Annotated in this window: 12 protein-coding genes; all 12 read right to left on the minus strand. The window is 57.8% G+C overall.

Annotation, left to right across the window (positions count from 1 at the left end):
- Positions 1 to 35 precede the first annotated feature (35 nt).
- Complete coding sequence (locus CAY53_RS04200) at positions 36 to 563, minus strand: chemotaxis protein CheW (protein ID WP_181040417.1); 528 nt, start codon at positions 561 to 563, stop codon at positions 36 to 38.
- Position 564: 1 nt separating this feature from the next.
- On the minus strand, positions 565 to 1,002 hold the full coding sequence (locus CAY53_RS12890; RefSeq protein WP_181040418.1) for a hypothetical protein: 438 nt from the start codon (positions 1,000 to 1,002) through the stop codon (positions 565 to 567).
- A 40-nt stretch (positions 1,003 to 1,042) separates the two neighbouring features.
- Positions 1,043 to 3,904 (minus strand): hybrid sensor histidine kinase/response regulator, encoded by a 2,862-nt coding sequence (locus tag CAY53_RS04210; RefSeq protein ID WP_146106392.1) that lies wholly within the window; start codon positions 3,902 to 3,904, stop codon positions 1,043 to 1,045.
- A gap of 35 nt (positions 3,905 to 3,939) precedes the next feature.
- The gene (locus CAY53_RS04215; protein ID WP_104936076.1) at positions 3,940 to 5,745 is read right to left on the minus strand and encodes a methyl-accepting chemotaxis protein; all 1,806 of its coding nucleotides are present in this window, start codon (positions 5,743 to 5,745) and stop codon (positions 3,940 to 3,942) included.
- A gap of 36 nt (positions 5,746 to 5,781) precedes the next feature.
- Positions 5,782 to 6,552: a substrate-binding periplasmic protein gene (locus CAY53_RS04220; protein WP_104936077.1), complete on the minus strand. Its 771-nt coding sequence runs from the start codon at positions 6,550 to 6,552 to the stop codon at positions 5,782 to 5,784.
- A gap of 195 nt (positions 6,553 to 6,747) precedes the next feature.
- A complete protein-coding gene (locus CAY53_RS04225) occupies positions 6,748 to 7,422 on the minus strand; it encodes a substrate-binding periplasmic protein (RefSeq protein WP_104937430.1) in 675 nt (224 codons plus the stop codon).
- A 144-nt stretch (positions 7,423 to 7,566) separates the two neighbouring features.
- The gene (locus tag CAY53_RS04230; RefSeq protein ID WP_104936078.1) at positions 7,567 to 8,334 is read right to left on the minus strand and encodes a substrate-binding periplasmic protein; all 768 of its coding nucleotides are present in this window, start codon (positions 8,332 to 8,334) and stop codon (positions 7,567 to 7,569) included.
- Positions 8,335 to 8,414: 80 nt separating this feature from the next.
- Entirely contained in the window at positions 8,415 to 9,188 is a 774-nt protein-coding gene (locus tag CAY53_RS04235) for a substrate-binding periplasmic protein (RefSeq protein ID WP_245874881.1), read from the minus strand.
- Between the two features lie 46 nt (positions 9,189 to 9,234).
- Positions 9,235 to 9,999, minus strand: coding sequence for a substrate-binding periplasmic protein (locus CAY53_RS04240; protein ID WP_104936080.1), 765 nt, complete (start codon positions 9,997 to 9,999; stop codon positions 9,235 to 9,237).
- 571 nt (positions 10,000 to 10,570) lie between these two features.
- Complete coding sequence (locus CAY53_RS04245; RefSeq protein WP_104936081.1) at positions 10,571 to 11,173, minus strand: chemotaxis protein CheW; 603 nt, start codon at positions 11,171 to 11,173, stop codon at positions 10,571 to 10,573.
- A 40-nt stretch (positions 11,174 to 11,213) separates the two neighbouring features.
- A complete protein-coding gene (locus CAY53_RS04250; protein ID WP_017865661.1) occupies positions 11,214 to 11,573 on the minus strand; it encodes a response regulator in 360 nt (119 codons plus the stop codon).
- Between the two features lie 58 nt (positions 11,574 to 11,631).
- Complete coding sequence (locus tag CAY53_RS04255; RefSeq protein WP_104936082.1) at positions 11,632 to 12,474, minus strand: response regulator; 843 nt, start codon at positions 12,472 to 12,474, stop codon at positions 11,632 to 11,634.
- Positions 12,475 to 12,824 lie beyond the last annotated feature (350 nt).

Consider the following 12,824-nt stretch of genomic DNA (forward strand, 5'->3'; position numbering starts at 1 on the left):
CTGCCGCGCTGCCCCTGTGCAGAGGTGGGCCGGCCCTATTCGTAGCTCCGGCCAAGCAGACGGCCCGTGTCCACGATGGGAATGGCCTCGTCCCTGTAGCTGAAGCAGGAAAGGCTGATGGCCGGCCAGAGCGGACTGTCGTTTGGCAGTTCGCAGGCCATGCTGTCATCCACAAACACGGTTTCCGGCAGCGCCGGCAGCACCAAGGCGCCGTATTCCAGCGGCTGCCCGGGAACGCGCTGAAAGGCCAGCACCAGGATGTATTTGGGGGGCTCCGCCGCGGGCGCGGTCTGTGGCAGGAGCAGCCGGGCCAGATCAATGACCGGTATCCACTTGTCCTGCCAGAGCAGCAGGCCCCGTGCATGGGGGGCAGCGCCGGGCACAGGGAAGATGTCCGGATTTTCGACGATTTCAAGGGTCGTGTGCAGCGGCAGGGCCAGATGGTGGCCGCTGGCGAATGCCACGATACGGGCCGGGGCCGTTTTCCTGTGCTCCGTTCCATTCCGGCTCTCTCCAAGGGCCAGAGTGCTCGTCATTTCCTGAAGCGCTTCCTGATCACTCATCTTATGCCCCCAAGAGCAGATGTTGCAGGGTCTTTGCAGAGCAGACAAAAACCGGCTGCCCGTCCATGAGCGTATACTGCCGGACCGGCGAAGCCGCGTTGAGCAGCACGTCGGGCAGCTCATGGATTTCCGGAGCGAAGTCGGGCAGCGTCCTGGCCTCCGACCAGCACCACTGGGTGGTTATGCCCTCGGCGGTCACGATCTTCGTGGTGATGAAGCGATCTTCAGGACAAGTGTCGAGCAGGGTGAAATCCTGGGCAAGCACAATGTAGCAGACATCGTCCTGGCCCGGAACGGTCAGAAAGCCCGGCAGACCGCTCTGCGTGGGCAGGGTGTCCAGGTGCTCGATCTCCCCGATCTCGGCCTGCGGAACAAGCAGCCGCAGCTTGTCGGCGCGGAGGAGCACAGCGCCATGTTCTGTTGATGTCGTTTGAGCCATTTCGAGTCCCTCTATGGGTGCAGGCCGCCTGTCCCCGGCCTCAGGCGGCAGTGGCCAGCGCCCTGTTGATGACCTTGAGCAGATCGTTGTCGTTGTAGGGCTTGGTGATATACTGGTTCACGCCGGCACTGTCGGCCAGAGCCCGGTGTTTTTCCAGGGAACGCGAGGTGATCATGATGACCGGCAGGTTTTTGGTTTCCTCTTTGTTCCGTATGTAGCTGGTCAGTTCGATGCCGTTCATGTTGGGCATCTCCAGATCGGTAAGGACTATATCCGGCTTGAGCGTGTCCAGCATGGAGACGGCCTCCATGCCGTCCTTGGCCGTGCCGGTGTCGAAGCCGGCGTCCGTCAGCAGCTCCTGCAGGGAGTTGCGCACGGTCAGGGCATCGTCGACCACGAGCACGCTTTTGCGGCCCTGCCGCTGGGCGGCCTGTTCGGCGCCGGCATCCTGCCGGACCGGGGCCTGGGTCTTTCTGACGGCGCCGGCCAGGAGCTGGGGCACATCGATGTCCACCGCCACGCTGCCGTCGCCCAGGATGGACAGACCGGCCACGCCGCGGGCATGGCGACCGAAGCGGCCGGGATAGACGACGAGCAGTTCCCGGGCATCGACGAGGCTGTCCACCAGAAGGGCACGGGTCTTGTCCGCCAGATGGACGATGATGACATCATAGTCGTTCAGAGGCTTCTCCGGATCCAGCGGCAGACCGACCAGATCCGCCATGAACAGAGCGACCATGGCCTTTTCGCCCTGGCGGTAGAAGAGCTGGCCGCCCAGGCGGTCAAAGCTGCCGGCGCCCCGCGGCACCGCCTGCGACACGCTGATGGAGGGCAGGGCATAGCGGTGCTCGCCAAGGCCGACGATGATGGAGTAGACGGTGGAGAGACTCGCGGCAAAATGCAGTTCAAAGGTGCAGCCTTCGCCAGGCCTGGAGAAGACCTGCATCGTCCCGTGCCTGTCGCTGACCCATTCATGCACCACATCGAGGCCAACGCCGCGCCCGGAAATTTCGGTGACTTCCGTGTTGGTCGAGAAGCCCGGCGCCAGGATGAGCCGGGCCAGTTCCTCTTCACTGATGTCCGTGTGCCTGGCCGGGATCAGGCCCTTTTCGACGCCCCGTTTGGCAATGGCGTCATAGTCGAGGCCCCGGCCGTCATCCGAGCAGCGCAGGGCGATCTGCTGGCCCTGCAGGGCAAAGGACAGGGTGATGTGGCCTGCCGGCGGCTTGCCGCAGGCAATGCGGTCCTCAGGCGATTCCAGCCCGTGGTCGACCGCGTTGCGCAGGAGGTGCAGGAGCGGTTCGGCCAGCTTGTTCAACACGTCGCTGTCGATCAGGGTGTCGCCGCCTTTGAGTTCGAGCACAGCCTCCTTGCCGGTGGCCTTGGCGGTGGTGCGCACATTGCGTTGCAGGCGGGTCTCCAGAACGCCCACTTCGGTCATGCGGGTGCCGTTGACCAGATGCTGGAGGTCTCGGGAAAAAATCTGCTGGCGCGACTGGATGGCGGAAACCGAGGAGATCGTCCCCTCGAGCGCGTGGGTCAGCACGCGGAGGTCGCCCGTCTCTTCGGCCAGGGCATGGGTGGTGCTGTGCAACTCGCTGTACTGGTCCATTTCCAGCGGGTCGAATTCCGTATCCTCCGCACGCCGGTTCCGGGCGCGCATCATGGTGAGCGCGCGAATGTCCACCAGGTTCTCCAGTTCCATCAGGCGGCGCTGGACGCGCAGATTCTGGCGCACCAACTCTCTGGCCTGCAAGCCCAGCTTCTTCAGGCTGGCCTCCATGGCGGCGCTGGTCACCGAAACCTCGCCCGAGATCCGGAACAGTTCCTCGATGAGTTTGAGATTGACGCGCAGGGTGGCGGCGGTGCCCTGATCGACACCCCCGACCGCCTTGATGCCCGGGACCGGACTGGTCGATACGGCAGGGACCGGCATCTGTGCTCCGCCGCCTGCCGGAGCCCGGCGTACGAGCTGGCTCAGGTCGTCGCCGCGGTCAATCAGGTTGGCCAGATCCAGAATGCCCTGCAGCACGCTTTGTGCCTGCTGCGGATATTCGTCGCTGCCGTTGACGTAGTTGACCATCTGCTCCAGACAGTAGGCCCCGTCCAGCAGGATATCGCCCACCGTCTTGCCGACCTTGTTGTCCTCCTGGTGCAGTTCGAAGTATTCGAGAATGTCTTCCAGGTTGTGCCCCAGGGAGACCAGCCCCTTCAGGCCGATGATCGCGCCGGAGCCTTTCAGGGTATGGGCCACCCGCTTGGCAGCCGTCAGGTCGGAGCCGTCGCCCGAGCCAGCCACGATGCTGCGGATCAGCCTGATGAGATGGGCGGCCTGCCCGGGCGCCTCCTGCAGGAAGCCCTCGATAACCTTGGGATCCACATCCTCGGGCAACACCAGGGCCACATCCTCGGGATGCGCCAGCAGGGGCCGCAGGTTTTCCGCTCCGCCTGCGGCCGGCCCCTTGAGCTGGGCCGGCATCACGCCGAGCTGGTAGGTGACTTTGAGGGCCTGCTCCTCCTCCATCGGGCTGGGGGCGCGGCAGAGCATGTCCACCAGTCCGGCGGCGGCGGATGGATCCTCGGTGTGGCGCAGGTAGTAAACCATGCGATCCGGCCAATTGTGCAGAAATTCGACCGTCTCCTTCCGTTCCTCCGCCGTTTGGGAGGCCAGCAGCAGGGTATTGTCAAGAACATGGGTGCATACTGCCTGCAGGCCGGGAAATCCCGCCATTTCAGCGGCTTCGCCCATACGCTGTACCTGTCCGCTATACTGATCCATAGCGTCTATGAAGGCGTTGTCTTCGAAACCAAGCGTGGCAAGCTGTTCCAGACTTTCGTCCAGATGCGGCTTCATCAGTTCGATTTCTCCGGCCAGTGCCTCGATCAGGTCGTTCAGTTTCACGGTATGCACCCCCCTCTTGGGTTTGCGGCTCCAACTCAGGCTGCCTGCGGCAGCTTGAAGACGCTGACGGAATCAACGAGCTGGCGGGCAGTGTCGAGCAGGGAGTCGGTCTCCCGGTTCTGCGCCTGAATCTGCTCGGCGGTGTTCTCGGTACTGCTACCAATCTTCTGGACAGCTTCCAGCAGCTGGGCGCTCATGGCCTTCTGCTGTTCGGAAGCGCCGGCAATGTGGCGAACCTGCTCGACGAGCTGGGCGGTAATTTCCTGCGTGCGCCGCATCTGCTCGCCAGCCTTCTGGGCCTGCTCGGAACCGGCGACAACCTGTTCGATGGTCTTGTTCACGGTGTTGATGGTTTCGTTTGTTTCCACCTGGATGTTGTTCACCAGGGTGGCGATCTGCTCGGTAGCGTTACGCGAGCTTTCCGCCAGCCGCTGCACCTCTTCGGCAACGACCGCGAAGCCGCGCCCGGCCTCACCGGCGACGGCGGCCTGCATGGAGGCGTTCAGGGCCAGGACGTGCGTGCGTTCGGCGATGGTGTTGATCAGATTGACGATGCCGCTGATTTCCTGGGAACGCTCGCCCAGGCGCTTGATGCGTTTTTCGGTTTCGGCAATGGTCTCGCGGATGGATTCCATGTCGCGGACCGTGTCGGTAACGGTGCCCAGAGCGTTATGGGTAACCTCGGTGGCCTCACCGGCGGAAATGTTGCTCTGTTCGGCCAGGGCCGCCACCTGGTTCATGGTCTGGGTCGCTTCAAACAGCGATTCCATCATCTGGTTGACGTTTGTCCGTTCCTCTTCCGCGGTCCTGGTAACCTGCTCGGCTCTTGATTTCACGTTGCCGGACGCCTGGGCCACATGGCCGGCGATATCGGTGACGCCCATCAGCACGCGGGCGGTTTCCTCGGCCAGGGCGTTGATGGAGTCGGAAATCGTGCCGATAACATCTTCGGTCACAGGCGCTCTGACTGTTAAGTCTCTTTGCGAGAGCTGGTTCACTGCCTGCAGAATGTTGATGACCGAGTCGTTCAGCTGTTCGTTTTCACGCTCGGTTCTTTTCTTTTCGCTTTCCGTCCTTTCCAGGTCTCTTTTGGATTGGGCCAGCATCAGGAAGGAGACGAGGCCAATGAGGATCAGGGCGGCAAGGAAGAGGCTGATGAAGAGTGTCTGCGCCTGCCTCTGCGCGGATTCCGCGGCTTCGATTTCGCCCTTGGTACGCTCCTCCATGTGGTGGAAGAAGTCTTCCAGCGGCAGCATGGTCTGCGCTTTGGCCTGCAGGTATTCAGTGCCGTTGAGCAGGCGGATGGCGAAATCGCGGTCCGGCTTGCCCAGGCGGCCAAAGGTGTTGGAAGCGTCCAGATAGCGGCCTTTGACCGCATAGATGGCCTGATTCTCCAGGCGCACCAGATCGCGGGCGCTGCTTTCCACCTGTTCCAGAGCAGCGAACTCTTCCTTACTGAAACCGGCTTCACGCATCAGGTCCAGGAGCGATTTGGTCACGCCCGAACCTTCGCGGGCGGGTTGGCCGCCCGAGACCAGATCCCAGTAGACGTGATGATAGTGGAGCGGCCGCTCCAGCTTGCCGTTCCGGATATCGATGACCGCGTTGTAATCGCGTTCGAACTTGGCGTCGCCGGTAACGGCGTAGTTCATGGCCAGTCGGGTCTGGTCGTCGATGCTCTGCCACAACTCGGAGGCCAGCCGGTAGGACTGAATCTGGCTGGCCTGGGCTTTGGTCAGTTGAGCAGACGCGTTACGCAGCCGGTTGAACTGGAAGGCCAACAAGCCCAGAACCACGACAAGGGCAATGGTGAATAGAGTGATGTATCGTTTTAAATTCATGAGAGTCTCTCCTTGTTGGGCTTTTCAGCCGCTGTTTTATTTGTAATCCTTTTTGGCGGCGCCAAACCATTTCTTCGTGATGCGGTCCAGGGTGCCATCGGCTTTGATTGCCGCAAGTGCCTTGTCGAACTGGGCCAGCAGTTCGGCATCTGTTTTGCGCAGGCCGAAGGCTATCTCGTTTTCACCAAAGTTTTCAGCCAGAATATGGAATACCCCAGGCGAGTTGGCGACATAATAGGAAGCCGGCAGGGAATCCTGCACCGAGGCATCGGCAGAACCGTCAAGCAGCGCCTTCAGGCAGCCGTCCGCCCCGGGAAGCTGCTCTAATTTAGCGATGCCCTTGCCGGATGCGTCTTTGAATTTTTCGACTGCCGGCACGGAAAAAGTGCCCGCTTCCATGCAGACCGTTTTGCCTGCCAGATCGCTTTTGGAGCGGATGGAAGAATCCGCGGCCACCACGATCGCCTGGGCATTTTTTATGAAAGGCATGGTGAACGCGTAAATTTTTCGCCGCTCGGGCGTGACATTCAGGCCGGAGGCGAGCAGATCGACGCTGCGACTGTCGAGCAGCTCGTCTTTTCTGCTCCAATCAATGACCTGAAGTTCTATGGTTTTGTTGATTCTTTTGCCTATTTCCTGCAGGAGATCCACTTCATAACCGACGAGCTTGCCCTGGTCGTTGCGAATGCACATGGGGGCGAACACGTCCGTCACGCCGACTTTAAGCGCAGTCTCCTGCGCTTCTGATGAAAGTGGCAGCAGTAAACTGAGACAAATGAATGCGCTGAAAAAGAATAATTGTTTCATTGTAAACCTCCCCAGGAGAAAAATGAACGTAACAACCCGTTGAAAGGCTGATATCACGTTGTACATTCCACAGATGCAGAGCATACGGTTAAAGCCATAGATTTATAATTTGTTGTATGCAGCCAGAATAGTTTTCTACAGGCTGGTTAAAAACATCGTGGTGGTGCAACGCCGCTGCCCCGTTCACACCTGAGCCTAGTTTATGTCGCCCAGCCAGCGCTCACGAAGTCTTTTCATGGTGCCGTCAGCCTCCATGGCTTTAAGCGCGTCGTTGAATGTGCCGAGCAGGGCTCTGTCTTCAAGACGCAGGGCAAAGGCAGTTTGGCGTTTGCTCAGAGCTCCGGGCACGATACGAAACTGTCCGGGGTTGTGTTTGATATAATATTCACAGGTCACCCCATCCATCACGGCACTGTCCGTCTCGCCCGCCGTCAGCTGTATCAGGCAGCCTTCCATGGTGGGCGCTGTCTGAACTTTGGCTGTCTGGCCGCTGGCGCTCCGGAAGTCCTGCACCAGTTCGCCAGCTGAAGCGCCTTCCATGACACAAACCGTTTTACCGCCCAGGTCGTCCCGCGCTTTGATGGGCGAGGCAGTGTTCACGATAAGCATTTGAGTATACTTCTGAACCACCGGGTCGGTAAAGGCATAGATCTTTTTGCGTTCTTCCGTGATACTGAGACCGGAAGCGATGACGTCGATCTGCTTGCCGTTCAGCTCTTCTGTTTTCTGATCCCAGTTGATGACCTTGAATTGCATGGTTTTGCCGATTCGCCTGCCGACTTCCTGTAAAACATCCACGTCATAACCGACAAATTTCGTGTCGGCATCGCGAAAGACCATGGGCGGATTGTCGGCAAGTACCCCCACCATCAGGGTTTCCTCGGCATGCCCGCTCCCTGCCCACAGGATCGTAAGCAATGCGGGAACGACGGATAGTTTTCTCCAGAAAAAACCTTTCATTGCATCCCCCGATAGATTTGTTGTCTCCCCATCCGTCCCGGCGTGTTGCCGTTTCTATTTGCCTTTGCCAAGCCAGCGTTCACGAATGGCCTGCATTGTGCCGTCGGCTTTGATTGCCGCAAGCGCCCTGTTGAATTCCTCTGCCAGCGTGGCATCGGATATGCGCATGCCATACGCATATTCATCCTTGCCAATATCCTCGGGCAGAATGCGAAAGGCACCCGGGTTGTGGTTGGAGTAATAGATGCCGGGCACTCCGTCCAGAACGCTCGCATCCACCTCGCCGGCGAGCAGCTTGACGAGGCATTGTTCATTGCCGTCAGCCGTTTCCACCTGAATTTTTTGCCCGGGCAGTTTGCGAATTTCGTCGATAATATAGGCTCCAGTCAGCGCGCATACCGTTTTTCCCTCTAAATCCTTCTTGTTTTGAATTGGGGAAGCGGCCGCTACAATGATTGCCTGAAAATTCTGCATGACCGGCTGGGTATAACGGAGGATTTTTTTACGTTCTTCGGTAATACTCAACTGGGAGGCAATCACATCAATGCTTTTGTTCGCCAGTTCCTGTTCTTTTTGATCCCAGGAAATGACCTTGAATTCGATTTTTTTGTTAATGCGCCTGCCGATCTCATGCAAAAGATCCACATCGTAACCAATCAGCTCCGCGCCCCGATCGCGAAAGACCATGGGCGGAATATCGTCGCTCACGCCAACAACCAGTGTGTCTGCGGCAGTTGCTGTCTGAGCTCCTGGCCCGAACAGCAGCAAAGAGGCAAACAGGACCATACCCATTTTAAAGGAAAAGAAATTTTTCATATCCATCTTATGGCAATCCTGATAGAGTAGTAAAAATACTGATATTTGTTGGTGATGCAGTTTCAGGCTTTAAGCTGATCAAATGCTTATTTGACGCTGCCAAACCAACGCTCGTGAATGCTTTTCATTGTGCCATCCAACTGCATGGCACGAATTGTCTCGTTCAACTGTGTAAGCAGGGCCCTGTCACTGAGACGCAGGCCGTAGGCAAGATCGTCCTCGCCAAAGTGATCTGCCAGAATGCGGAATTGCCCAGGATTTTGATTTGAATAGTAGGTCAGTGGCGTCAAATCCAGCACTGCGGCTTCCACCTCTTCTGATATAAGAGAGATCAGGCAATCATGCAAAGAAGAAAAACTGAATTTTATTGTTGATCCTGATTTTACATTAAATCGTTCAACAATAGGTATGGAGTTACTGTCTTGAAGAAGACAAACTTTTTTCCCGATAATATCATTTTTTGTATGTATTGGAGATGTTGCATTAACTATAATGGCCTGGGCGTTTTGAATTAATGGCTCGGTGTAGGCAATGACTTTTTTTCTCTCCTCAGTAATACTGAGATTTGAGGCTATGAGATCAATATTCTTGCTGTTGAGTTCCTCGATTTTTTTATCCCACTCAATAACCTTGAACACTATGGGTCTGGAGAGACGTTTCCCTATTTCCTGCAGGAGATCCACGTCGAAACCGACCAGTTTCGATTCGTTGTCTCTAAAGCATATGGGTGGCACATCATCCGAGATGCCAACTGTTAGCGTGTCCTCCGCTTGTGCAGTGCCAGGACCTGTTCCGTCTGCCAGGATGCCCAAAAGACATGCGCCGGCAATGAGCATTTTGGAAAAACAAGATGGTTTCATACGCGCCATGTTGCAAAAAGAATGGGGGATTGATTTAGTCTGTATTTTACTCGTGACTGCCAAACCAGCGTTCGCCAAGGGTTTTCATGGTGCCGTCCGCCTCCATGTCCGCAATGGCTCTGTCAAATTCAGCCGCCAGCTGGGTTTCGTTTTTCCGCAGTCCAAAGGCGGTTTGGCCAACAGACAGCTCGCCTGACAGAATGCGGAACTGTCCGGGATTGTGTCTTACATAGTAGGCGCAGGTCACACCGTCCATCACCGCGCTTTCCACTTCACCGGAGGCCACCTGCACCAGACAAGCCTCCAGGGTCGGCGCCTGACTCTGCTTCGCTACCGGGCCCCCTGGCCCCCGGAACCCGGCCACTGTTGCGTTTGAGGAGGAACCCGCCATTGTACAGACGGTCCTGCCGCTCAGATCATTGGTGGTCTTCATGGGAGAGCTGTCAGCCACAATGGCCGTTTCCGTGAACTTTTTCACCACAGGGGCGGTCAGGGCATACAGCCCTTTGCGTTCTTCGGTAACCATGAGGGCAGCGGCGATAACATCAATTTTCCCCGAGTTGAGGTACTCTGTCTTTTCATCCCAGGGGATCACCATGAACTGCATGCTTTTGCCGATTCTCCGGCCAATTTCCTGCAGCACGTCCACGTCATAGCCAACGATCTCCGCCTCGGCGTTGCGAAATACCATGGGTGGAGAATCGTCAAGCACGCCGACTTTCAAGGTGCCCTCGGCCATGGCACTGCCGGTCCACAGGCCCAGCAGCAGTGCCGGGACGACGAAAAAGACATGATGGAACAGTCTGTTCATTGCATTTGCCCTCTATGATACAATGGTGTTTAACAGTATCTTGCTGCATTGAACGCGCGATTTTTCTCTTGGTTCTGGCCACCCCAAGCAGCGTACACGGGTGGGCTGCATTGTGCCAGCGCACTGCAGCCCCTCAAGGCTTTGATTGATGCGCTGAACCGCTGCCCTGTCTTTCAGACGCAGACAGAACGCTCCTGCTTCACTTTTCGAAAATGATCCGGGAGTATGCGCGACCATTGCTAATGATTACGTGGACAACAAGCTGCAATCAGGCAGTCCGCTGCCGCCTTGCCGGCCATCAGTTCCCGTAAACATGCATCAATTGAGCTGCTGGTACTGATTTACCTCCTTACTGCTTCTCCTTGTTTCTGAAGACTAGGGACGGATAGGTATCCTGTATTTCCATGGCCAAGCCTGTCGCTACTCTTTTCTTTGTAAAATGGGAGCCAACAGGAGCAGAACAAGACGCAGCGAATAATAAGGGTGCTTGTCATCACTATCCTGAATCATCGGTTGATGCACAGGTTGGCCACAGGGTGCACTCTTGCGCATCAACCGCTTCCCCTATGCTTTAATTCGCTTCCAGTGTGCGCTCCAATGCATTCAGCAGCGAATCACTGTCCAGGTCAAACCATATCTGCTCTTCAATCATACAGCAGGCCCGGACATGGGGTTCGAGGAGCTGCGGGGCCAGATCCGCATCGCTCTGCTTTTCGTTCGTCCATTTGAGGCGATAGGGCAGGTTGTCGATGAGAATGCCTGCCGCGTCGGCATCGTGCCCCAGGATCAGCAGTCGCTGGGTGCTTTGGTCCGGCGAGCTGTCCAGGTGCAAAAAGCGGAGCAGGTCAAAGACCGGGATGAGGCGGCCATGCAGGTTGACGACCCCAAGAAGCCAGTGGGGTGTATTGGGAAGGTGGTATATTTGGGGTATGTCGGTGAGTTCGCTGCTGTCATCGAAATTGATCATCAGACCCAGCTCCCCGACACGGATGCCCTGTCTGTTCTGCTCCCCCTCATAGGTGGCAGACTTCCGATTGTTGACCCTGAGCGCCATGACGCCCGTTTCGCCGCGCGCCAGGACAAAGTCCCGTTCCAGAGCCGCTACGGGCATCAGAGCGGGATAGACGAGCTCTGCCGCCATGGCGATGGCCTGTTCTGCTGAATCCGTACCCATATCCACCTCTCCGGGCTAAAAAGACTCGTGCTGGCTGCACTTACAGGTTGCGCAGAACGTCCAGCACATCCGCATCCGTGTAGGGCTTGGTGATATAGCCTTTGGCGCCCAGCATCTGCCCCCAGGCCTTGTCGGCCTTCTGATTCTTGGCGGTCACCAGCACCACGGGGAGATCCTTGGTGTTGGGATCGTTGCGCAGCGCGCGGGTGGCGGCGAAACCATCCATCACCGGCATGTTGACATCCATGACCACGCAATCCGGTTTGGCCTGTTTGACGGCATCCAGGGCAGCCTGACCGTTGACCGCGGTTGTCACCTGGTAACCGGCGTTGGAAAGCAGCTTTTCGATACGGCTGAGATCGGCTGGATTGTCATCTACAGCCAGAATTGTACGAGCCATTTTCTCTCTCCTTGACTATTTGGGAAAAAAGGAGCGCAGGCAGCAGAGCTGCCGCGTGTTACGCTGACAGATATTCATTCAGGGTTGTATACAGCGTTTGCGCCTGCACCGGCTTGGTCAGATAGGCGTCGCACCCGGCCATTTTGCCGCGGATCCGGTCAAAGGGCGAGGTGCGGCTGGTGAGCATGATGACCTTGACCCGCTTCAGCATGTGGGGCAGGGCCTTGATACGGCGGCAGGTCTCGTAGCCGTCCATGCCGGGCATGAGCACATCCAGCAGAATGCAGACATAGGGGACGTTCTGGCAGCGGGCGATGGCCTCGTCACCGCTGTCGGCAAAGTCGGCGTTCATGCCCCGCTTGGCGAGAAAGGATTGCAGCTGTTGCCGCACGGCCAGACTGTCATCCACCACCAGGACCCGCTTCGCCTCTTTGGGCGCGGCAGCGGCCGGGCCGGCGCTGGCGGTTTCAAGCTTTGGCGGGCCGGGTTTCGCTGTCGCCTGCGGCTGGAACTGAGAAACGGGTTGGGCTGTTGCTGTCTGGGCGGGGGCTTTGCCGCTGTTTTTGAACATGATCCGGGAAAGGAGCATGGGCAGAATGGGCCACTGTACCGGCCGCTTGAGGGCCGTGTGGTTGGCCGGAATTTCACCCCTGCAATCGACCCAGCCCACGGCCTTTTTGGCGAGCCAGGCTTGTGCGGCTGCCCATTGCATGGCTTCCGGACTTTGACCATCCACCAGAATGACGTCGGCCGCCGGCCCCTCGTCTGCCTCAAGCAGGTGCAGAGCGGGCGTGCGGCGTTGGGACAGTTTCACGATGGCCTGCAAAAGGCGCCGTTCAGTTTCATTGAAACCCAGAACCAGCAGCTTGAGCGAAGCGCTCTCCGGATTGGCTGTTTGCATAACTCACCTTTTAGATTGCAGGAAGGCTGCCTTCCTGCTTTTCAGGCGGCTGCACTGCCGCCACACAGCGCATTTGTGCCGGACCCAGAGTTTTGGCAAAGCACTCGGCATGCGGCATGAAGGTCTTTGCCTGAGTCAGACTGACCAAATTTTTCGATTTATGGCGCCTATGCGGCGCCTTGTCCCCCCGCCGGGGCTCTGCTCGCCTTGCAGGCTTGAAGGCCAACAGTCTATGGGACAGCGGCACGCGGGAACAATTTTCCGTATTCTCCGAAAATCGGGAACTGAAGTCAAGGGATGCGTGCAATATTTCCCGGGGTGCAAATCCGGGACTGCCGTGCGCCTGCAGG

The sequence above is a fragment of the Desulfobulbus oralis genome (assembly GCF_002952055.1).
In the GTDB taxonomy this organism is placed as follows: Bacteria; Desulfobacterota; Desulfobulbia; order Desulfobulbales; family Desulfobulbaceae; genus Desulfobulbus; species Desulfobulbus oralis.